21 protein-coding genes are annotated in these 22,047 nt (G+C 62.4%); 4 read left to right on the top strand and 17 right to left on the bottom strand.

Annotation, left to right across the window (positions count from 1 at the left end; all coding sequences use genetic code 11):
* Positions 1-3 precede the first annotated feature (3 nt).
* From N430_RS25165 to N430_RS25135, 7 genes are all read right to left on the bottom strand, one after another.
* The gene (locus N430_RS25165; RefSeq protein WP_110639530.1) at positions 4-795 is read right to left on the bottom strand and encodes an ABC transporter ATP-binding protein; all 792 of its coding nucleotides are present in this window, start codon (positions 793-795) and stop codon (positions 4-6) included.
* Positions 792-1,925, bottom strand: coding sequence for an ABC transporter permease (locus N430_RS25160; protein ID WP_110639531.1), 1,134 nt, complete (start codon positions 1,923-1,925; stop codon positions 792-794). Before N430_RS25160 ends, N430_RS25165 begins: the two co-directional genes overlap by 4 nt.
* Before the next feature lie 80 nt (positions 1,926-2,005).
* Complete coding sequence (locus tag N430_RS25155; RefSeq protein ID WP_110639532.1) at positions 2,006-3,028, bottom strand: DUF5924 family protein; 1,023 nt, start codon at positions 3,026-3,028, stop codon at positions 2,006-2,008.
* Between the two features lie 156 nt (positions 3,029-3,184).
* Positions 3,185-4,588 (bottom strand): pitrilysin family protein, encoded by a 1,404-nt coding sequence (locus tag N430_RS25150; protein WP_110639533.1) that lies wholly within the window; start codon positions 4,586-4,588, stop codon positions 3,185-3,187.
* A 30-nt stretch (positions 4,589-4,618) separates the two neighbouring features.
* On the bottom strand, positions 4,619-6,277 hold the full coding sequence (locus tag N430_RS25145) for a Na/Pi cotransporter family protein (protein ID WP_110639534.1): 1,659 nt from the start codon (positions 6,275-6,277) through the stop codon (positions 4,619-4,621).
* A gap of 227 nt (positions 6,278-6,504) precedes the next feature.
* A complete protein-coding gene (locus tag N430_RS25140; protein ID WP_110639535.1) occupies positions 6,505-7,275 on the bottom strand; it encodes a TerC family protein in 771 nt (256 codons plus the stop codon).
* Positions 7,276-7,345: 70 nt separating this feature from the next.
* Positions 7,346-8,653 (bottom strand): CitMHS family transporter, encoded by a 1,308-nt coding sequence (locus N430_RS25135; protein ID WP_110639536.1) that lies wholly within the window; start codon positions 8,651-8,653, stop codon positions 7,346-7,348.
* A gap of 266 nt (positions 8,654-8,919) precedes the next feature.
* Here N430_RS25135 and N430_RS25130 point away from each other — a divergent pair, with 266 nt between their 5' ends.
* Entirely contained in the window at positions 8,920-9,321 is a 402-nt protein-coding gene (locus N430_RS25130) for a GFA family protein (protein WP_110639537.1), read from the top strand.
* Between the two features lie 131 nt (positions 9,322-9,452).
* Here the strand turns inward: N430_RS25130 and N430_RS25125 are convergent, their stop codons facing one another.
* The 9 genes from N430_RS25125 to N430_RS25085 all read right to left on the bottom strand — a co-directional run bounded on the left by N430_RS25125 (position 9,453) and on the right by N430_RS25085 (position 17,901).
* Positions 9,453-11,411, bottom strand: a complete 1,959-nt coding sequence (locus N430_RS25125) for a DUF4105 domain-containing protein (RefSeq protein ID WP_110639538.1) — start codon at positions 11,409-11,411, stop codon at positions 9,453-9,455.
* Complete coding sequence (locus N430_RS25120; RefSeq protein WP_103448300.1) at positions 11,408-11,728, bottom strand: DUF2388 domain-containing protein; 321 nt, start codon at positions 11,726-11,728, stop codon at positions 11,408-11,410. The genes N430_RS25125 and N430_RS25120 overlap by 4 nt, the downstream gene beginning before the upstream one ends.
* A 36-nt stretch (positions 11,729-11,764) precedes the next feature.
* Complete coding sequence (locus tag N430_RS25115; protein WP_110639539.1) at positions 11,765-12,058, bottom strand: DUF2388 domain-containing protein; 294 nt, start codon at positions 12,056-12,058, stop codon at positions 11,765-11,767.
* Between the two features lie 89 nt (positions 12,059-12,147).
* Positions 12,148-12,465, bottom strand: a complete 318-nt coding sequence (locus N430_RS25110; protein WP_110639540.1) for a DUF2388 domain-containing protein — start codon at positions 12,463-12,465, stop codon at positions 12,148-12,150.
* 301 nt (positions 12,466-12,766) lie between these two features.
* Positions 12,767-12,982, bottom strand: coding sequence for a DUF1127 domain-containing protein (locus tag N430_RS25105; RefSeq protein ID WP_054884336.1), 216 nt, complete (start codon positions 12,980-12,982; stop codon positions 12,767-12,769).
* Between the two features lie 352 nt (positions 12,983-13,334).
* On the bottom strand, positions 13,335-14,828 hold the full coding sequence (locus N430_RS25100) for an acetyl-CoA hydrolase/transferase family protein (RefSeq protein ID WP_110639541.1): 1,494 nt from the start codon (positions 14,826-14,828) through the stop codon (positions 13,335-13,337).
* Positions 14,829-15,014: 186 nt separating this feature from the next.
* Complete coding sequence (locus N430_RS25095) at positions 15,015-16,451, bottom strand: NAD(P)(+) transhydrogenase (Re/Si-specific) subunit beta (protein ID WP_103448296.1); 1,437 nt, start codon at positions 16,449-16,451, stop codon at positions 15,015-15,017.
* Between the two features lie 2 nt (positions 16,452-16,453).
* On the bottom strand, positions 16,454-16,768 hold the full coding sequence (locus N430_RS25090) for an NAD(P) transhydrogenase subunit alpha (protein ID WP_003256966.1): 315 nt from the start codon (positions 16,766-16,768) through the stop codon (positions 16,454-16,456).
* 11 nt (positions 16,769-16,779) lie between these two features.
* A complete protein-coding gene (locus N430_RS25085) occupies positions 16,780-17,901 on the bottom strand; it encodes a Re/Si-specific NAD(P)(+) transhydrogenase subunit alpha (RefSeq protein WP_015268506.1) in 1,122 nt (373 codons plus the stop codon).
* Here N430_RS25085 and N430_RS29350 point away from each other — a divergent pair.
* Complete coding sequence (locus N430_RS29350; protein WP_133248874.1) at positions 17,896-18,255, top strand: hypothetical protein; 360 nt, start codon at positions 17,896-17,898, stop codon at positions 18,253-18,255. The genes N430_RS25085 and N430_RS29350 overlap by 6 nt on opposite strands.
* Positions 18,256-18,323: 68 nt before the next feature.
* Here N430_RS29350 and N430_RS25080 read toward each other — a convergent pair whose 3' ends face one another.
* On the bottom strand, positions 18,324-19,238 hold the full coding sequence (locus N430_RS25080; RefSeq protein WP_110639542.1) for a LysR family transcriptional regulator: 915 nt from the start codon (positions 19,236-19,238) through the stop codon (positions 18,324-18,326).
* Positions 19,239-19,399: 161 nt separating this feature from the next.
* Between N430_RS25080 and N430_RS25075 the strand changes: the two genes are divergently transcribed.
* Together N430_RS25075 and N430_RS25070 are read left to right on the top strand one after the other, a co-directional pair.
* Positions 19,400-20,581: an acyl-CoA dehydrogenase gene (locus tag N430_RS25075; RefSeq protein ID WP_110639543.1), complete on the top strand. Its 1,182-nt coding sequence runs from the start codon at positions 19,400-19,402 to the stop codon at positions 20,579-20,581.
* Positions 20,582-20,595: 14 nt separating this feature from the next.
* Positions 20,596-21,816, top strand: a complete 1,221-nt coding sequence (locus N430_RS25070) for a CaiB/BaiF CoA-transferase family protein (RefSeq protein ID WP_110639544.1) — start codon at positions 20,596-20,598, stop codon at positions 21,814-21,816.
* Positions 21,817-22,047: the final 231 nt, after the last annotated feature.

Raw genomic sequence — 22,047 nt, 5'->3', positions numbered from 1 at the left:
TGTTCAGCGCTCCTGCCCGGCGCTGGCGGCGGCGTGTTCGGCTGCGCGCCCGCGTGGGCCGTGAAAGTATTCGTGGATCCATGGGTCGTTGGTCTGCTCGACCTCGGCCAGGGGGCCGGCGACCAGTACCTTCTTCTGTGACAACACAGCGACGCGATCGGTGATGGTGTAGAGGGTGTCAAGATCGTGGGTGATCAGGAACACACTCAGGCCCAGGGCATCGCGCAGGGTCAGGATCAGCTGGTCGAAGGCGGCGGCGCCGATCGGGTCGAGGCCGGCAGTGGGTTCGTCGAGGAACAGGATGTCCGGGTCCAGCGCCAGGGCACGGGCCAGGGCTGCGCGCTTGATCATGCCGCCGGAGAGCGAGGCTGGGTACTTGTCGGCGGCGGCGATGGGCAGGCCGGCCAAGGCCAGCTTGACCCCGGCCAGGTGCTCGGCGTCGGCGCGCGACAGGCCGGCATGCTCGATCAGCGGCAGGGCGACGTTTTCGGTAACGGTCAGCGACGAGAACAGCGCGCCCTTCTGGAACAGTACGCCAAAGCGGCGCTCGACCAGCGAACGTTGTTCCTCACGCATCCCGGCCAGGTCTTCGCCGAATACCTTGACCTGCCCTTCGTTGGGGCGTCGCAGGCCGATGATGCTGCGCAGCAGCACCGACTTGCCGCTCCCCGAACCGCCGACCACCGCGAGGATTTCGCCGCGATACAAGTCCAGGTCGAGGTCCTGGTGCACCACCTGGCTGCCGAAGCGATTGCAGATGCCCCGCGCCTCGATCACTGCTTCCCGGCCACTCACCAGCCCATCTCCATGCAGAACAGCGCTGCCACCGCATCCAGCACGATGACCACGAAAATCGATTGCACCACGCTGGAGGTGGTGTGGGCACCGACCGATTCGGCGCTGCCGCTGACCTTGAAGCCTTCGAGGCAGCCGATGGCAGCGATCAGGAAGGCGAAGATGGGCGCCTTGGCCAGGCCGACCAGGAAGTGCTGCACGCCGATGTCGCTTTGCAGCAGCGACAGGAACATGGCCGGCGAGATGCCCAGTGACAGGGCGCAGACCACCGCACCCCCGACGATGCCGCAGATCATCGCGACGAAGGTCAGCAACGGCAGCGAGATCAGCAGCGCCAGTACTCGCGGCACCACCAGCAGCTCGATCGGGTTGAGGCCCAGGGTGCGGATGGCATCGATTTCTTCATTGGCCTTCATCGAGCCGATCTGTGCGGTGAAGGCACTGGCGGTGCGCCCGGCCATGAGGATGGCGGTCAGCAGCACGGCGAATTCGCGCAGGAACGAGAAGGCTACCAGGTCGACGGTGAACACCGTTGCACCAAAATTGGCCAGCACCGTGGCACCGAGGAAGGCCACCACGGCGCCCACCAGGAAGGTCAGCAAGGCGATGATGGGGGCGGCGTCCAGCCCGGTCTGCTCGATGTGCGCAATCACCGGGGTGACGCGCCAGCGGTGTGGCTGCAGCAGGCGGCGCAGCAGGGTCTCGATGATCAGGCCGAGGAAACCGAGCAACTGCATGGTGTCCTGCCACAGCGTGCCGACCGCGCAACCGATGCGCTCCAGCAGCACCAGCAACACGTTGCGCTCGGGCTCCTTGATCGGGATGCAGTAGTCCTGCACCGAGCAGTAGACATTCTTGAGCAGGGCGCGGCTGGCTTCAGGCAGGCCGTTGGTGCAGTGCGAGAGTCGCTCGGAGCCGAGCAGCTCGGCCAGCAGCGAGGCACCGGCGGTGTCCAGGCGGCCCAGCTGGCTGAGGTCGACGGCAGTATCGGCGCCGTACTGCGTGCGCAGGCGTTCGCTGTCGCGCCTGAGGCTGGCGTAGTGGGCCAGGGTCCAGTCACCGGCAATCCGCAGGCAGGCCGGCTGGCAGTTGGTGTCCAGGGTGGCGCTGGGGGTGGTCATAGGCTCCATGCATCCGGCTGGGCTAGAGGCTGATCATAGCGCAGCGGGCATGGAGCGGTTTGTTGAATATGTGCTGTCCTTCGCCACTGTCACGGCGCGGGCGTGTCGTCCACCACCTTGAAGCGCAGCACACCGATCACCTGGCCATCTTCGGTCAGCACCCGGACTTGCCACTTGCCCACCGGGTTGGGCGGGAAGTTCTGCTTGTGGGTCCAGGCACGGTAGCCTTCCTTGCGCCCGCCGTGGATGTCCAGGGCAATCCGATCGACCTCCTGGCCGTCTTTCTGCCACACATGGTAGATGCGCTCGTCCAGGCCCCGCGGTGCGTTGATCGCGGTGTAGGCGTACAGGCCATTGCTGCGAATGCGGCTGGCGGCAATCTCTTCCAGCGATTCGCCGGGCTGGCGATTGAGTACTTCGGTGCTCACCGCCACGTCTGTCATCCACAGCGTTGCCGGCGGCACCCACGAACGCAGCAGCCAGCCACTACCGCCCACCGCCAGGGTCACCAGCACCAGTGCCACGCCGCGGCGCCAGGTGGTAACCGGGAAGCTGCTGAGCAGGCTCGGGAACGACAGCACCATGGCGGCAATCAACGCCAGCTTGAAACTCTGTGCGGTGGTCAGGTGCAGGATGATCGGCAGCGCAGTGAGCAGCGCGGCGAACAGCGTCAGGGTGTGCATCGCAAGGAACAGCCAGCGCCGTGGCGCCAGCCATTTGTAGTACAGCGGGTCGATGATCGAGATGAGCCCGGCGGCGCCAAGCAGGCCGGTGAACACCAGCTGGCCGCTGTTCCAGGTGGTGGTGATGAAGAAGAACGGCAAGACGAAGAACAGGCTTTCCTGGTGGATCATCTGCGTCGCGTAGCGCAGCAGCGGCTGCGGGATCTCGCGCTTGAAGGTGCGCGCGAACAGGCCGGTCAGGGTGTTTTCCAACATCAGCCAGACCCAGCTGACCAGCATGATGATGGCGATCCAGCTGGCCAGGCTGGCCTGGCGGTCGACCAGGATGAAACTGCCGATGCCGGAGAGGAAACCACCGAGCGCGATCACGCCGGGGTAGCGTTTGAGCAGTTCGATGACGCGCTGGACGAAGTGGGGTATTGGGGGCATGGGTCTGCAACGAGAAGATGAAGTGGCTGTGCCGGCCCTTTCGCGGGCAAGCCCGCTCCCACAGGTACTGCACTGGTTTTGAATCCTGTGCGGTTCCTGTGGGAGCGGGCTTGCCCGCGAAAGGGCCGGTACTGGCAAAAGGATACCGCCGATTCACTACTGCCGTGTAGCACCACTCGGTCGTTCCGGTTTGTGCCGTCGCCAGCGCAGCAGCCCCAGCGCCAGTATCAGCCCCAGCAACAAGGCAACCAGGCCATAGAGCTCGTCATACCCCAGGAACGGCTTTTCGATGCGCAGGTAACCCTGATCCTTGAGCAATTCCTTCAGTGCCGCGTTGGCCTCTTCCAGCGTCACCTGGCGCAACTTGCGCGCCGGGTCGGCAAAGCGGCCGTGGGTGTAGTCGTTCAGCGCCCCCCAGTAATAATCGGCCAGCGCACTGTTGCCCTGGGTGCTCCAGCTTTCCTTGGCCACGGCGGCATCCTTGATGCGGGCGAAGGTATCCGGGTCGAGGCCGTCCTTGCGCAAATGATCGAACAGTTGCTGCATCACCTTTACGGCCTGGTCGATGTCATCGCGCTCAAGGTCGGCGTTGAGGCTGAGCATGCCGCTGTCACCAAAGCTCTCGCGTTGTACTGATGGCCCGTACGACAGGCCTTTGCGCAGGCGCAGCTGGTCGTATACGGCCCAGTCGAGGTAGCGCGACAGCAGGTCTAGGGTCTGCTGATGGTCACTGTCCAGGACCGGTTCGATGAACAGCCAGTGCAACTTGACACTGTCACCCAGCAGGCCATGGGTCAGGTCGCGCCGCTGCTCGGCCGGTTGGCTGATGCTTTCGAGGGTACGCCGCTCTTCCGGCTCGGTGGCCGGCAGTTCGCCGTAGGTGCGCTCCAGATAGGCAGGCAGCAGGCGATCGAGGCCGCCGACGACGATCAGGGTCATGTTGTTGGCGGCGTACCAGTGATCCCGCAGGGTTTTCACCTGCTCCAGGGTCATGTCCGCGACGTTGGAACGCTCAGGGCATTTCAGGCCCAGCTCGGTGGCCAGCTGGTCGCTGGCCGGATGGCCGATGTCCTGGCGGTCGAGCCAGCGCTGAAGGTGGCCATAGTGGCCGCCATCCTCGCGTTCGATGATGCGCTTGGCCGTGGCCAGGGCTTTGGCGTCGATGCGCGTGTCGCGGATGATTGCCAGCAACAGGTCGAGCACCTTGCGCTGGTTGCGTGCCGGCGCCTCGATGACGAAGGTGGTGTCGGCACTACTGGTGTAGGCGTTCCATTCGCCACCCAGGCTTTGCAGGCGCTCTTCCAGGCCGCCTTCACCGGTCTCGTCGATGCCAGTGAACAGCAGGTGTTCGAGCAGGTGCGGCAGCTCCTTCTGCTCGCAATCGAAGTCATCCAGGCCAACCCCCACCACCAGGCGGATCGCCACATGGTCGCGCTCGTAACCGGATTTCAGGATCACCTGCAGGCCATTGGGCAACAGGTAACCTTCGACCCGCGAGCGATCGAGGGCAAATGAGGGCAGGCTGCAGATCAGCAGGCAAACGAACATCAGGCAACGCATGGGCGAGCGACGGTCTCCAGGTGTGCGAGATCAGGACAGGTGGGCATCTTCCGGGACGCTGTCGAGCAGCAGCCCGCCAGTGTCCGAGCCACCCAGTACCACATAGGCACTGCTGCAGAACAAAGAGTTCAATCGCTTCATGTCGGCGATCAGCTCCAAGTGTAGCGAACTCGTCTCGATACTTTGCACCACCTTACGCTGCAAACGGCTGACATGGGCATGCGCCAGGCGCCGTTCCTGGGCGCGGAAGCGACGCTTTTCGCGCAGCAGCAGGCGCGCGCTTTCCGGGTCGGAGCTGAGGAATACCGACAGCCCCAGGCGCAGGTTGGCCAGCAACTGCTCCTGCAGCCCGGTGAGCTCTTCCAGTCCGACCTGGGAAAACTCCCGGCGCTGGCTGGTTTTCTGCTGCTGCACCTTGCGCAGCATGCGTTCGATCAGGTCGCAGGCCAGCTTCAGGTTGATCGCCAGTTCGATGATTTCGGCCCAGCGGCGGTTGTCCTGGTCGCTGAGGTCTTCCCGTGGAATCTGCGCCAGATACAGCTTGATCGCGCTGTACAGTGCTTCGGCATCCTCGCTCAAGGCCCGTACTTGCTGGGGCATGGCGGTGTGGGTACCACGCAGGGCGCCGAGCATGGCCTCCAGCAGGCTGTCGACGATATCGCCCAGGCGCAGGGTTTCGCGGGCGGCATTGGCCAGGGCCAGGCTGGGCGTGGCCAGTGCCGAGGCATCGAGATGGCGCGGGCGTATCTGGCCATTGCCGGTCTCGCGTTCGGGCAGCAGCGCATTGCACAGGCGGCCCATGGGTTTGACTGTCGGCAGCATGATCAGGCAGCGCAGGGTGTTGTAGAGCAAGTGGAAGCCGATCACCAGCTCCTGCGGGCTGAAGCTCAGGCTGTCCATCCACTCCACCAGTGGGTGCAGTACCGGGATGATCAGCACCAGGCCGATCAGCTTGTACAGCAGGCTGCCCAGGGCCACGCGGCGCCCTGCGGCGTTCTGCATGCTGGTGCTGATGAAGGCCAGCAGGCCGCTGCCGATGTTGGCGCCAACCACCAGGCCGATGGCCACCGGCAGGCTGATCACTTCGGCGCCGGCCAGGGTGGCGGTGAGCAGCACGGCAGCCAGGCTGGAATACGAAACCATGGCGAACAGCGCACCGACCAGGGCATCGAGCATGATGTCGCCGGTCAAGGACGCGAACAGCACCTTCACGCCTTGTGCGTGGGTGATCGGCGCTGCCGCCTGCACGATCAGCTGCAGGGCCAGGATGATCAGGCCCAGGCCGATCCCCACGCGGCCCAACTGGCCGGCACGGGTCTGTTTGCGCGAGAGGAAGAAGATGACCCCGAGGAACACCAGCAGTGGCGACAGCCACGACAGGTCGAAGGTCAGTACCCTGGCCATCAGCGCAGTACCCACGTCGGCACCGAGCATGATCGCCAGCGCCGGGGTCATGGCCATCAGGCCCTGGCCGACGAAGGAGGTAACCAGCATGGCGGTGGCGTTGCTGCTTTGCACCACGGCAGTCACTACGATGCCAGCGATGAACGCCAGTGGCCGGCGGTTCATGTTCTGGCTGAGCACGCGGCGCAAGTTGGAGCCGAACACCCTGAGGATGCCGGTACGGACGATATGCGTGCCCCACACCAGCAAGGCAACGGCAGAAAGCAGGTTGAGCAGGGTCAACATGGTCGAGCCCCCCTTTGTTATCGGGCTCCAGTGGCGGAGCCAAAATGGGTGAAGCCGTAAGCCTGGCCCGGGGGTGGGTGTTTTGATCCAGTGCTTACTCAAGCTTTAGTTGTTTTGCGGACCTCGCGCCAGCTTGGCACGCTCTGCAAGCATTTGAAATATTTGTGTCATGAAAACCGGTACATGAAAAAGGGCCCCGAAGGGCCCTTTTTCTGCGCGTCCTGATCTTACTGACCTGGAATGTCCTTGCGCAGTTTCACCGGGTCGTGCTCCTTGCCCTGCTTGCGCGCCATGGCGGTGCGCATGCGGATGTTGATCGCCTCCACGGCCAGCGAGAAGGCCATGGCGAAGTAGACGTAGCCCTTCGGCACGTGCACGTCGAAAGATTCGGCGATCAGCACGGTACCGACGACGATCAGGAAGGAAAGCGCAAGCATCTTCAGCGATGGGTGTTTATCGATGAAGTCGCTGATGGCACCGGCGCAGGCCATCATCACCAGCACTGCGACGACGATGGCGGCAATCATCACCGGCACGTGCGAGACCATGCCGACGGCAGTGATCACCGAGTCCAGCGAGAACACGATGTCGATGATGGCGATCTGGATGATGGTGTAGAGGAACTTGCCTCCGGCACCCTTGGGCTCGTCAGCGCTCTCTTCCTCGCCTTCCAGGCCGTGGTAGATCTCTTGCGAGCTTTTCCACAGCAGGAACAGGCCGCCGCAGAACAGGATCAGGTCACGACCGGAGATACCCTGGCCGAATACCACGAACAGGTCGGCGGTCAGGCGCATGACCCAGGTGATCGACAGCAGCAGCATGATGCGGGTGACCATGGCCAGGGCCAGACCGAAAATCCGGGTACGTGGCTGCATGTGCTTGGGCATGCGGCTGACCAGGATCGAGATCATGATGATGTTGTCGATCCCGAGGACGATCTCAAGCGCTGTGAGGGTAAAAAAGGCAACCCAGATTTCCGGGCTGGTCAGCCATTCCATGTGTATTCCTTCAAACGATAATGGCGATGCACCCCCTCAGGGGCGCATCGCGTTGGGTGATGCGTGTTAATTAAAGACTACTGAACAGCGGGAAAATGCCCATCAGCAGCGCGGCGAACATTATGCATAGGCATACCAGCACTGCCCACTTGAGCGTGAAGCGCTGGTGATCGCCGAACTCGATACCGGCCAGGGCCACCAGCAGGTAGGTAGAAGGTACCAGCGGGCTAAGCAGGTGAACCGGCTGCCCGACGATCGAGGCACGGGCCATTTCCACCGGGCTGATGCCGTAATGGCTGGCCGCTTCCGACAGCACCGGCAGCACGCCGTAGTAGAAGGCATCGTTGGACATGAAGAAGGTGAACGGCATGCTCACGATCGCGGTGATCACCGCCAGGTACGGGCCCAATGCTTCAGGGATGACCGCCAGCAGGCTCTTGGACATGGCCTCGACCATGCCGGTACCGGACAGGATGCCGGTGAAGATGCCGGCGGCGAAGATCAGCCCGGTCACGGCCAGCACGCTGCCTGCGTGGGCGGCGATGCGGTCTTTCTGCTGTTGCAGGCAGGGGTAGTTGACGATCATGGCGATGCTGAAAGCGATCATGAACAGTACCGGCAGCGGCAGTACGCCGGCGATCAGCGCGACCATCAGGCCGGCGGTCAGGGCACCGTTGAAGTAGATCAGCTTGGGGCGGCGGGCATCCGGGAACTGCGACACGCTGATTTCGCTGTGGTCGATGTCATCGGTGGGCAGGTGCAGTTCACCCAGGCGGGCACGTTCGCGCTTGCCGTACAGGTAGGCGATGGCGAGGATCGCCAGCACGCCGAAGGCCATGGCCGGAATCATCGGCACGAAGATGTCCGACGGGTCTACGTGCAGGGCGCTGGCGGCGCGGGCGGTCGGGCCACCCCACGGGGTCATGTTCATCACCCCGCCGGCGAGGATGATCAGGCCGGCCATGATTCGTGGGCTCATGCCCAGGCGGCTGTACAGCGGCAGCATGGCGGCACAGCAGATCATGTAGGTGGTGGCGCCGTCACCGTCGAGCGAGACCACCAGGGCCAGCACCGCGGTGCCGACCGAGACTTTCAGTGGGTCACCCTTGACCAGCTTGAGGATCTTGCGCACGGCCGGGTCGAACAGACCGGAGTCGATCATCAGGGCGAAATAGAGGATGGCGAACATCAGCATCACGCCGGTAGGCGCGAGCTTGCTGATGCCTTCGAGCATCATCGGGCCGATCTTGGCGGAAAAACCGCCGAACAGGGCGAACAGGATCGGTACCAGGATCAGCGCGATCAAGGCCGACAGGCGCTTGGTCATGATCAGGTACATGAAGGTGATGACCATGGCAAAGCCGAGGAAGGTCAGCATGGCAATACTCCAGGCGTGGCGCAGCGAAAGGAATGACTATTCGGGCGGATCAGCGCGTGTGGCGCTGCACGGGGAGCATGGGTCGGGGCATTACAGGAAGGCGGGCGCAGGAATACATCAGAATCACCATTGTTGTTGTTGATGGGCCGGGCGCGGAGATTTCCGGGTGCCCTGGCTGACCGGTCTTGTGCCGGTAGTGGCGGCTATCCTAGGGGGACAAGCTTTCAGCCAGCTTTCGCCGGGAAAACGGCGACGGGAGGTAGGTGATGCAGGATGTAACCGAGGGTGGCTGCCATTGCGGCGCCTTGCGCTATCGGCTGCAGGGTGACCTGACGGATGTCGCCCATTGCCATTGTTCGATCTGCCGGCGGGTCAGCGGCGGGCTGGTGGTGACCTGGGTCACCCTGCCCCGCTCGGGTTTCCGCTGGATGGCAGGAAGGCCTCAGTGCTATGTGGCACCGGCCAGTTGCAAGCGGTATTTCTGCGGGGAATGTGGGGCGCATGTGGCACTGGTGACCGAACATAGCCCGGGAACCATCGATGTGACAGTGGCGACGCTGGACCACCCGGAGCGGGTGCCGGCCAGGCGGCATATCTGGACCACAAGCCGATTGCCTTGGATGCATCTGGATGAGGAGTTGCCTGGAGAGGCAGAGGAAGAACTGTAGGAGCGGCCTTGTGTCGCGAAAGGGCCGCAAAGCGGCCCCAGCAATATCTGCAGCAAAGCTGAAATCGCGGGGCTGCTCTGCAGCCCTTTCGCGACACAAGGCCGCTCCTACAGACGATCTGTTGGCCGGCGCTAGGGCAATTGCAGGCCGCCAGCCGCCTTGTGCAGCGCCCGCAAGTGCACGCCAATCTGCTTCACATTGGCCTCGACCGCAGCAATTTCCTTCGCCCGAGACGGCTCCAGCAGCGCCCTCACCTCTTTGTCCAGGTCGGTACTCAGACGCAGCAGCTTGGCCTGTCGCTCGGCGCTGACCTGCTCCAGCTGCTTGCGTTCTTCCGGCTGCGGCAGCCCATAGCCCTTGGCATCCAGCAACTCGGCCGGGCGACTGAGGAAGCCGCTGTTGGCGAGCATCTGCCTGAGGGTCTCGTCAGCCTTGTTGATACTGCCGTCCTTCAGCGCGGCTGCGTTCAGGTATCGCTGTTTCACTTCGTCCTGAGCCAGCAACAACTGCCGGCGCAGGCTGGCCTGCTCGAGCAGCAGCAAGGCCGCGCTGGTGCGCAGGTCGGCTTTATCGAACCAGGGGCGCCTCTGCTCTGCATCCTGGGCCAGCCAGTCCTCGACCTCAGTCTGCTTGATCGGCAGTTGCTTCCTCAGCACATCGAACATGGCCTGGTAGCGGTCGCGGTAGGAGTCGAAGCGATAACCCAGGCGCAGGGCTTCGCGTGGGTCATCGAGCACGCTGGTATCGGCCAGCCCCCTGCCCTTGAGCACGGCCAGCAAGCCATTGGGCATGATGCTGTCGAGGTCATTGAGGCGTGGGTTGGCAGTGCCGCTGCGCAGCAGCTTCAACGATTCCACGGCGCAGTTGTTGGACAGGAACCAGTAGTTGCCGTCGTAGCTCCAGTGCATCTCGGCGGCTTGGCGCACCAGGTTCTCGATTTCGTCGCGGTTGAGCTTGAGCGGTACCGAGGCCAGGCTGCGCAGTTCGGTCTTGGTGTACTCATCGATTACCTGGCCCAGCGGTAGCACGAACAGCCGGGAGGGGTAGGTGCCGACCAGGCCGTCCCAGCTGGACAGCTGGACGTCGTTGACGAATGCACGGTAAGACAGCACCAGGCTCTGGTCGAGGTCCAGGCGGCAATCCGGGCCACGTGGGCGACCGGGCTTGCAGATCACCAGGCGCAGCATGCTGTGGCCCCAGCGGCTGACCAGGTTCTGGTTGGCTTCAGCCAGCAGGAAGTCGACCTCGTAGACCCGCTCGGGATCGATCTCGCCCAGCGGCTGGCGGGCGAAGTCACTGCCGGCATTGATGAACGGCAAGCCTTTGGCGCAGGTGTTCTGCTGTGGCGCCCAGCTGAAGTGGTCACGCAGGTACTGGTTGAGCGCCGGTCGCCGGCAGCCGTAGCTCGGGTCGAGGAGGAAATACTCCATGTTGACCGCGATGTATTCCTTGGGGCTGCTCAGCTCGTAACTGTCGGGGCTGCGCATGAACTGGGCGTTGTGCTGCTCACGTTCGCCACGGCGGCCGACGTATTGCGGCCAGCCTGCCAGATCGAGCAGGCGCGGGTCGTCGCTGAGGGTAAAGCGGCGCTCGGCTTGACCGCGACATTCTTCCAGCTGGCCGATCTTGCCCAGCGTGCCTTGCTGGCGCGCGCAGCGGGCGATCAGCGAGCGTTCGGCGCTGGGCCACAGGCGAGCACGATCGTAAATATGGGTAAGCTCATGCAGGACGGTGGCCAGCAGTTCTTCACGCACCGTGCCATGGGGGCGGTTGGTACGCTCGGTGGCGGCACTGCCGTCAGTCAGGCTGGGCAGCAGGCGGCGGTTGAGTTCGAGGGTCGATACCAGCGAAGCCTGGCCATAGGCATCGGCCGGCATGTTGTCGCTCCAGCTGACCGTGACGCGCCGGTCCAGCCGTTGCTTGAACAGTGGCGGCAGCTTGGCCATGGCCTCGTCGAGCAGGGCCTGGCTGGCTTGAATCTGTTGCGGGTCGAGGCCTGACGCCTGCAGCTCTAGCTGCAGGTCGGCCAGGGCGGGCGTGCCCAGCAGCGTCAGGGCGCAGCCGAACAGCCAGGCACGCACGCGGTTCACAGCGCGAGGATGGCTTCGGCCAGTACTTGGTCGCTGGCGTCGCGCGCTTCAGGTACGCGCTCGCGCAGGGTGCTGAATGCCGCTTCGAGCTGCGCGCCACGGATATCGCCGTTGCTGGCGACAAAGCTGGCAGCGTCGTCATGGGCTTCGCGCACGACTTTGGCGTCGCGGATCGACGTGGTGGTGTCAGAAGTGAAATCGATCGAACGGCCAAAGGCACGCACGATGATGTTGCTGGTGGCCACCAGGGTCTGTGCATGGGCCAGGTCGGCCAGCAGCAGCATGCCGAGGGAAGCGGCAATCAGCGGTTTACGCATGGAGCATCTCCGAAAAATACAGGGAGTCAGGTGTAGTTATTGGACGAGAATTGCTTCCGCCAGTTCAAGGTCGCCGACGGAGTGCCGAGCGCAGTTGTGGCGCAGCGAGTCGAGTGCTGCTTCCAGGCGTGCACCGCGGATCAGGCCATCACTGGCAACGAATGCCGCAGCGTCGTCACGGGCCTGCCTGACCAGTTTGCGGTCGAAGGGGGCGGCGGTGACCTGGCTGGTAACGTAGCCCGTGATAACCAGGCCTTGTGTGGTGGTGTCCATGGCATGGGCGCTGGCCATGGCAGTGGCGCTGAACAGCAACGGCAACAGATAACGCATGAGCTTTCTTGACGGCAGGGGAAGTGAACGGCGAAGGCTACCCCAGGTGCGAGGCCGCTAGCCAACGCACCTGCTTTGCATAGCCTTGATCAGATCGCGAGGATGGCTTGAGCCAACTGAGCATCACTGGCTTGCAGCTGCGGCATGGTCGAACGGATGTGCATGAAGGCACTTTCCAGCCGCGCACCACGAATGGCGCCTTGGGTACCGACGAAGCTGGCGGCGTCATCACGGGCGGCCTGCACGATCTTGTCATCGCGGAACGATGAGGTCAGGTCGGAGGTGGCGTCGGTGGAGGCGGCAAAGGCGCGGACCACCGCATCGGTGGTGACGACGAAGCTGCTGGCTTGGGCGGTGCCGGCCAGGCCGAGCAGCAGGGCGGCACCAATCAGGTATTTACGGGACATGTTCTTGGACTCCTGGATAGGGTTCTGCTTTATCGGACGCTGGCACAGCTCGTCGCGCTACGTGTTTGGACAACGGGTTCTACCAGACTGCTGAGCGAAGCGTATCACGCGGTGCTGTTTCTGGATGTTAATGAGAGCGGAAGCTGGCAACTGTTATGGTCAATTTCGAATACTTCATAGCTGTACAGGTGTTGCGCGGGACCGCTCTGGGGCGCACCTTGCGGGCAATAAAAAACCCGCTGCAGTCGCCTGCAACGGGTTGGGGAATTCGCGGTGCCGGCCGAAGCCGGCGAACCGGAGCTTAGCGCCAGAACGGCTTGCTCAGCTCTTCGTAACGCTGCGACTCGCTGATACCGGCGTCGGCCAGCAGGCGGGCATCCAGGCGAGCCAGTTGACGGCGGCTGGCCATGCGACGCTGCCACAGCAGCAGAGTGGAGATAGCGCGCAGTGGCAGGGAGGCCTGGGACTGCTGGGCATTGCTTTCAAAAACGAGACCGGAACTGAGGGTACGTTCCATGATGTTTCATCCTTCCGCTTATGGCGGGATTAGGTAGTGGTTTAACTGATGCCAATGATCCTCCTCTGCTGTCCATAACAGTAGATACAGTTCAACAGTAATGCGATGGGCCAGTTAACTGTTTAACCCTACTGTTGCACTCGAAATAGGCGCAACTGTACCGGTCTGCACTGAGGTGGTGCATTTTGGCTTGGCATTGGAGGTTTTAAAGGTAGGAAGGCCTGAAAATAGCAGTACAGTAGTACAGTTTTAATCAGGAAATTGAGCGAAGTGTTCAGGCGGGGTGGTTTGACTGTTGTGGTCCTGTCGTCGGCGTGGCGACGACAGGGCCAAAACAGTTGAGGCAGCTGGATCAGCTGGCGAGCATGCGCCCGGTTTCTTCCAGGTTTTCGTGCCAGCTCAGTGCTTCACGCAGGATGTGGGGGGTGTGGCCACCACGCTGGCAGGCGCGATCGAAGTAATCGTTCAGCGCTGCGCGGTAGTCCGGGTGCACACAGTTGTCGATGATCGTCCGCGCCCGCTCACGCGGTGCCAGGCCACGCAGGTCGGCCAGGCCTTGCTCGGTGACCAGGATGTCGACGTCGTGTTCGGTATGGTCAACGTGGCTGACCATTGGCACCACGCTGGAAATCGCACCGCCCTTGGCGATCGACTTGGTGACGAACACCGCCAGGTGGGCGTTGCGGGCGAAGTCACCCGAACCGCCGATGCCGTTCATCATCTTGGTGCCACAGACGTGGGTCGAGTTGACGTTACCGTAGATGTCGAACTCCAGCGCCGTGTTGATGCCGATGATGCCCAGGCGGCGGACCACTTCGGGGTGGTTGGAGATTTCCTGTGGGCGCAGGACCAGCTTGTCCTTGTAGCGCTCCAGGTTGCCGAACACGTCGGCATTGCGACGGGTCGACAGGGTGATCGAGCTGCCCGAGGCAAAGCTCAGCTTGCCAGCGTCGATCAGGTCGAAGGTCGAGTCCTGCAGCACTTCGGAGTACATGGTCAGGTCTTCGAACGGCGACTCGATCAGGCCACACATCACCGCGTTGGCGATGCTGCCGATGCCTGCCTGCAGCGGGCCGAGCTTGTTGGTCATGCGGCCAGCTTCCACTTCCTGCTTCAGGAAGTTGATCAGGTGGTCGGCGATGCCCTGGGTTTCGTCATCCGGTGGCAGCACGGTGGATGGCGAATCCGGTTGGTCGCTGATGACGATACCGACGATCTTGGCCGGGTCGATCGGGATTGCAGTGCTGCCGATGCGGTCGTCGACCTTGACCAGCGGGATCGGTGTGCGGGTTGGGCGATAGGTCGGGATATAGATGTCGTGCAGGCCTTCGAGGTTGGCGTTGTGCGACAGGTTGATCTCGACGATCACTTGTTTGGCGAAGATCGCGAAGCTGGCCGAGTTGCCCACCGAGGTGGTTGGCACGATGTGGCCCTGCTCGGTGATGGCCACGGCTTCGATGACCGCGATATCCGGCAGCTTGAGCTGCTGGTTGCGCAGTTGCTCGACGGTTTCCGACAGGTGCTGGTCGATGAACATCACCTGGCCGTCGTTGATGGCCTTGCGCAGGGTGCTGTCGACCTGGAACGGCATGCGACGGGCCAGCACGCCGGCTTCGGTCAGCTGCTTGTCGAGGTCGTTGCCCAGGCTGGCGCCGGTCATCAGGCTGATTTTCAGTGGCGACTGCTTGGCGCGTTCGGCCAGGGCATGCGGCACAGCCTTGGCTTCGCCGGCGCGGGTGAAACCGCTCATGCCGACGGTCATGCCGTCCTCGATCAGGCCAGCGGCATCAGCCGCACTCATTACCTTGCTGTGCAGGGAGGACAAGCGGATACGATCACGGTACATGGATTGTTATCTCGGGCTACTGAAACTACTGCAGCGCAGTCTAGAGATTTCGCCCATTGCCGTCCCACGACCATGGTCGTATGAGAAGCCTTGAAATAGAGCCGTTGATCCGGATCAATAAAAGTAAAGCCCCGGCAGATTCTGACCGGGGCTTCCTTTATATCACCTGGTTTGCAGCGGCTTCTGTCACTCCACTGCCTTCACCATGTCTTCGATGACCTTCTTCGCGTCACCGAACACCATCATGGTCTTGTCCAGGTAGAACAGTTCGTTGTCCAGGCCGGCATAGCCGCTGGCCATCGAGCGCTTGTTGACGATGATGGTCTTGGCCTTGAAGGCCTCGAGGATCGGCATGCCGGCGATGGGCGACTTCGGATCGTTCTTCGCCGCCGGGTTGACCACGTCGTTGGCACCCAGCACCAGCACCACGTCGGCCTGGCCGAACTCGGCGTTGATGTCTTCCATCTCGAACACCTGGTCATACGGCACTTCGGCTTCGGCCAGCAGTACGTTCATGTGCCCAGGCATGCGCCCCGCCACCGGGTGGATGGCGTACTTCACGGTCACCCCGTTGTGGCTCAGCTTCTCGGTCAGTTCCTTCAGTGCGTGCTGGGCACGGGCCACCGCCAGGCCGTAACCCGGGACGATGATCACGCTGTCAGCGTTGCTCAGCAGGAAGGTCGCATCGTCGGCAGAACCGGATTTCACCGGGCGCTGCTCTTTCGAGCCTTGCGCCGCGCCGGCATCGGTATCGCCGCCGAAGCCGCCGAGGATGACGTTGAAGAACGAACGGTTCATCGCCTTGCACATGATGTACGAGAGGATGGCGCCGGACGAACCGACCAGGGAGCCCGCGATGATCAGCATCGAGTTGTTCAGCGAGAAGCCGATACCGGCCGCGGCCCAACCCGAATAGCTGTTGAGCATCGACACCACCACCGGCATGTCGGCGCCCCCGATCGGAATAATGATCAGCACACCCATGATGAAGGCCAGGACCAGCATCAGGGTGAAGGCACTGTAGTGGCCGGTGAAGGTGAACAGCAGGCCCAGGGCGATGGTGGTCAGGCCGAGGATCAGGTTCAGCTTGTGCTGGCCGGCGAACTGTACCGGTGCGCCCTGGAACAGGCGGAACTTGTACTTGCCCGACAGTTTGCCGAAGGCGATCACCGAGCCGGAGAAGGTGATGGCCCCGATGGCCGCACCCAGGAACAGTTCCAGGCGGTTGCCGGTGGGGATCGGGTCGCTGATGGCGGCGACGATGCCCATCGACTGCGGCTCCAGCACGGCGGCGATGGCGATGAACACCGCAGCCAGGCCGATCATGCTGTGCATGAAGGCGACCAGCTCGGGCATCTTGGTCATCTCGACGCGCTTGGCCATGATAGAACCGGCGGTACCGCCGACCAGCAGGCCGACGATGACGTAGCCGATACCGGCAGTTGCAAGCTCAGCCCCGAGCTTATAGATGAGGCCAACCGTGGTGAGGATGGCGATCCCCATGCCGATCATGCCGAACAGGTTGCCGCGCCGTGAAGTGGTCGGGTGCGACAGGCCCTTGAGCGCCTGGATGAAGCACACCGAGGCGACGAGGTAGAGGAGCGTTACCAGATTCATGCTCATGCTTACTTCTGCGCCTCGTTCTTGGTTTTCTTCTTGAACATCTCAAGCATGCGACGGGTGACCAGGAAGCCACCGAACACGTTGACCGCAGCCAGAGCCACCGCCAGGGTGCCCATCAGCTTGCCGGCCGGGGTCACGGTCAGGGCCGCCGCCAGCATGGCGCCGACGATGACGATCGCCGAAATGGCGTTGGTAACCGCCATCAGCGGCGTGTGCAGCGCCGGGGTGACGTTCCACACCACGTGGTAGCCCACATAGATGGCCAGCACGAAGATGATCAGGTTGTAGATGCCGTGGGAAATCAGCATGTCTTCCATTGTCGTGCTCCTTAGCCGTTCTTGCGGACGACCTGGCCATCGCGGCACATCAGGCAGGCCGCGACGATGTCGTCTTCGAGGTTGATGACCAGCGCGCCGTCCTTGTCGAACAGCAGCTTCATGAAGTCCAGCAGGTTGCGTGCATACAGCGCCGAGGCATCGGCACCTACTTGAGCCGGCAGGTTGGTCGGGCCAACGATGATCACGCCGTTTTCTTGCACCACCTGGTCGGCGACGGTCAGCGGGCAGTTGCCGCCCTGGGCTGCTGCCAGATCGATGACCACCGAGCCGGGCTTCATTTGTGCCACGGTTTCAGCGCTGAGCAGGGTCGGTGCCTTACGGCCGGGGATCAACGCGGTGGTGATGACGATATCCGCCTGCTTGGCGCGCTCGTGCACGGCCTGGGCCTGGCGTTGCATCCAGCTGGCCGGCATTGGTCGGGCATAACCGCCGACGCCTTCTGCGCATTCACGCTCTTCATCGGTCTCGTAGGGCACGTCGATGAACTTGGCGCCCAGCGACTCGATCTGCTCCTTCACCGCCGGGCGTACGTCGGAAGCCTCGATCACCGCACCCAGGCGCTTGGCCGTGGCGATGGCCTGCAGGCCGGCAACGCCTGCCCCCAGGATCAGCACGCGCGCGGCTTTGACGGTACCGGCGGCGGTCATCAGCATGGGCATGAAGCGAGGATAGTGGTGGGCCGCCAGTAATACGGCCTTGTAACCGGCGATGTTGGCCTGCGACGACAGCACATCCAGGCTCTGGGCCCGTGAGGTGCGTGGCGCGGCTTCCAGGGCGAAAGCGGTGATACCGCGTTCGGCCATCTTGCCGATCAGCTCGCTGTTGAAGGGGTTGAGCATGCCTACGAGGAGGCTGCCACTGTTGATCAGGGCCAGCTCCTGGTCGTTGGGAGCGACCACCTTGAGCACCAATTGGGCGCCGTAGGCGTCGGCTGCGCTTCCCAGGGAAGCCCCCACGGCCTCATAGGCACTGTCCGGAATGCTGGCGTTGAGCCCTGCCCCCCGTTGGACGGTGACCTGATGGCCCTGGCCAATCAGTTTCTTGATGGTTTCCGGGGTCGCAGCGACCCTTGTCTCACCGGTCTGCGTCTCGAGAGGAACACCAATGTGCACGACTATTTCTCCTGCGGTGACCTTTGTCTTTGTAAAAGCCAGCACACTGCGGATGGCGCGCTGGGGCGGCTGTTGAGCGCCGGACCCGCCGAATCCAGGGCGGGCGAAGCATTTTGCAGACGAACCCAGGGGCCATCAACCGGTTCTGGAGCGAAACGAAGTCAAAACTACAAGTCACCCTGTGACCGTATGTCGCAAGTGATGGGCTACAGCCCGTCAATCATGGGCTATTGGCAGATTAGGGGAAAAATCGAAATTTTTTGCGATGATTTCGCGGATGGGCTCATGAATGTCGTAAAACCCTCTGAAAGCCGCGTGTTTAGCGGCCTAGATGGGGTTTTTCGATTCACCTGAACAGTTTTCGCAGATGCGACAAAAACGTATATCTGTAGGTGTTTAAAATAATTGACTACAAAGGTAGGTCAGGCGCTTTCATCTTTGTGCGAGGCGGTATAGAGCTGTGCCTGTCCCACCAGCCAGTCACGGAAGGCCCGGAGCGAGGCCGACTCCACCTTGCGCTCGGGGATCATCAGATAGTAGGCCTTGTCGCTGGACAGCGCGTACCTGTTAGCGACTACCAGCCTGCCCTCCTCCAGCTCGCGCTGGATCAGGAACGGCGGGATCAGTGCGATGCCCATCTCGTGCATGGCCGCCTGGGCCAGCATGGAGAATAGTTCATAGCGCGGGCCTGTCATGTCACCCGCGATATTCAGGCCCAGGCCATTGAACCACTGGCGCCAGGCATAAGGCCGGGTGGTCTGCTGCAGCAGTGGCAGGCTGGCGATGCGCTGGGCATCTAGCATGCCCTGCCCGTCCAGCATGGCCGGGCTGCACACCGGCACGGGGTTCTCGCCCATCAGGCGATGGGACTGGGTGCCGGACCAGTCGGCATCGCCAAAGTAGATGGCGGCATCGAACGGGGTGTCTGCGAAAAGGAATGGGCGGGTACGGTTGGTCAGGTTGACGGTGACCTCGGGGTGACGTTGCTGGAAGTCCTTGAGTCGTGGCAACAGCCATTGGGTGCCGAAAGTGGGCACCACGGCCAATTCGATCACGTTGGCACCTTGCTGACGCATCACCGACAGCGTGTCGCGCTCCACCGCATCCAGCTGAGCGGCAACCTGCCGGCTATAGGAAAGCCCGGCTTCGGTGAGTTTCACCCCACGGCGTGAGCGCCTGAACAGCTCGACATTGAGGAACTCCTCCAATCCGCCGATCTGGCGACAGACGGCGCCCTGGGTCAGGGCCAGCTCCTGGGCCGCCTTGGTAAAGCTCTCGTGGCGTGCGGCCGCTTCGAAGCAGACCAGTGCGGTGGTGCTGGGGATCTTGCGGCGCATGTACGTCAACCTCACTCATGGGGCCTTGAATATGGCGTTTTCGAGTATCTCGAAGTGACAAAATATCACTGATGCGTGCGCAATCCTCGTTTGTCGTGGTGCCGGATCAGGCCTAGGATCAATGGCACAAAAACCGCTCCCCTATTTCGAGGATTTCGCTCATGGCCGGTAAAGCAAGCTTCAACTGGATCGACCCGCTGCTGCTGGATCAGCAGCTCACTGAAGAAGAGCGCATGGTGCGTGACAGCGCTTATCAGTTCGCCCAGGACAAGCTGGCCCCGCGCGTGCTGGAGGCATTCCGTCACGAACAGACCGACCCGGCCATCTTCCGCGAGATGGGTGAAGTCGGCTTGCTCGGCGCGACAATCCCCGAGCAATACGGTGGCAGTGGCCTGAACTATGTGTGCTATGGCCTGATTGCCCGCGAGGTGGAGCGCATCGACTCTGGCTACCGTTCGATGATGAGCGTGCAGTCTTCGCTGGTGATGGTGCCGATCAACGAATTCGGTACTGAAGCGCAGAAGCAGAAATACCTGCCCAAGCTGGCCTCTGGTGAATGGATTGGCTGCTTTGGTCTGACTGAGCCTAACCACGGCTCCGACCCGGGCTCGATGATCACCCGTGCCAGGAAGGTCGATGGCGGCTATCGCCTGAGCGGCAGCAAGATGTGGATCACCAACAGCCCGATCGCCGATGTATTCGTGGTCTGGGCCAAGGATGATGCCGGCGATATCCGTGGCTTTGTCCTGGAAAAAGGCTGGGACGGTCTCAGTGCTCCGGCGATCCACGGCAAGGTTGGCCTGCGGGCATCCATCACCGGTGAAATCGTCATGGACAACGTGTTCGTTCCGGAAGAGAACATCTTCCCTGATGTGCGTGGCTTGAAGGGGCCGTTCACCTGCCTGAACTCTGCGCGTTATGGTATTTCGTGGGGCGCGCTGGGCGCGGCTGAGGCCTGCTGGCACACCGCTCGCCAGTACACTCTGGATCGTCAGCAGTTCGGTCGCCCACTGGCTGCCAACCAGCTGATCCAGAAGAAACTGGCCGACATGCAGACTGAAATCACCCTGGCCCTGCAAGGCTGCCTGCGCCTGGGCCGCATGAAGGACGAAGGTACTGCGGCGGTAGAAATCACCTCCATCATGAAGCGCAACTCTTGCGGCAAGGCCCTGGACATCGCCCGCATGGCTCGCGACATGCTTGGCGGCAATGGCATCTCCGACGAGTTCGGCGTGGCGCGCCACCTGGTAAACCTTGAGGTGGTCAACACCTATGAGGGTACCCATGACGTGCATGCGCTGATCCTCGGGCGTGCACAGACCGGCATCCAGGCCTTCTACTGATAAGGAGCCAGTCCATGGGCGCGCTATCTCATCTGCGGGTGCTGGACCTCTCCCGTGTGCTGGCGGGGCCTTGGTCTGGCCAGATCCTGGCGGACCTGGGGGCTGACGTGATCAAGGTCGAGCGCCCTGGCAGCGGCGATGACACTCGATCCTGGGGGCCGCCCTTCCTCAAGGATGCCGAGGGTGAGAACACCAGCGAGGCAGCCTATTACCTGTCGGCAAACCGTAACAAGCGCTCGGTGACCATCGACTTCACCCAGCCGGAAGGCCAGCGCCTGGTGCGCGAGCTGGCGGCCAAGTCGGATATCGTCATCGAGAACTTCAAGGTCGGCGGGCTGGCGGCTTACGGGCTGGATTATCCGAGCCTGAAGGTGATCAATCCCAAGCTTATCTATTGCTCGATCACTGGCTTCGGCCAGACGGGGCCGTACGCCAAGCGTGCGGGGTATGACTTCATGATCCAGGGGTTGGGTGGGCTGATGAGCCTGACCGGCCGCCCGGATGGAGAGGAAGGTGCCGGGCCGGTGAAGGTCGGTGTTGCCCTGACCGACATTCTCACCGGGTTGTACTCGACCGTGGCGATTCTGGCTGCCCTCGCCTATCGCGATCAGCATGGCGTTGGTCAGCACATCGACATGGCGCTGCTCGATGTGCAGGTGGCCTGCCTGGCCAACCAGGCGATGAATTACCTGACTACGGGCAATCCACCGCGGCGACTGGGTAATGCTCACCCCAATATCGTGCCTTACCAGGACTTTCCGACGGCGGATGGCGATTTCATCCTTACAGTGGGTAACGATGGCCAGTTCCGTAAGTTCGCCGAGGTGGCTGGGCAGCCGCAGTGGGCGGATGACCCGCGCTTCGCTACTAATAAGCAGCGGGTGGCGAACCGAGCCCAGCTGATCCCACTGATTCGCCAGGCAACGGTATTCAAGACCACTGCCGAATGGGTGAGCCAGCTGGAGGCTGCCGGGGTGCCATGTGGGCCGATCAATGACTTGGCGCAGATGTTCCAGGATCCGCAGGTGCTGGCCCGGGGGTTGGCGGTAACCATGCCCCATGGGCTGGCGGGGAGCGTGCCGCAGGTGGCCAGCCCGATTCGGTTATCGGAAACGCCTGTGGAGTATCGGCGGGCTCCGCCGCTGTTGGGCGAGCATACCGAGGCGGTGTTGGGCGATGTGCTGGGGCTGGATGCCGATGCTGTGGGGCGGTTGCGCAGTGCTGGCGTTCTTTGATGCTATATAGAGCAGTTGAAAAGCGGGGAGGCCGACAGGCCTCCCCGCTTTGCTTTTCAGCGATATTAAAGTTTCTTGAAATTAAAGGTTGACGCGCTTTCGAATCCCCTTATAATGCGCCCCACTTCCAGCGACATCGGAACGAAAAACTCCTTGAGATTCAATGAGTTAGGTAGTTAAGGTGATGTTGGAGGGGCTTCGATCGAAAGATCGATAGCGGTTGAGATGAAG

The organism is Pseudomonas sp. CC120222-01a, assembly GCF_003097235.1.
Classification (GTDB): Bacteria; Pseudomonadota; Gammaproteobacteria; order Pseudomonadales; family Pseudomonadaceae; genus Aquipseudomonas.
Note: the sequence above shows the minus strand (reverse complement) of the source record. Positions and strands in the feature narration are given on the sequence as shown.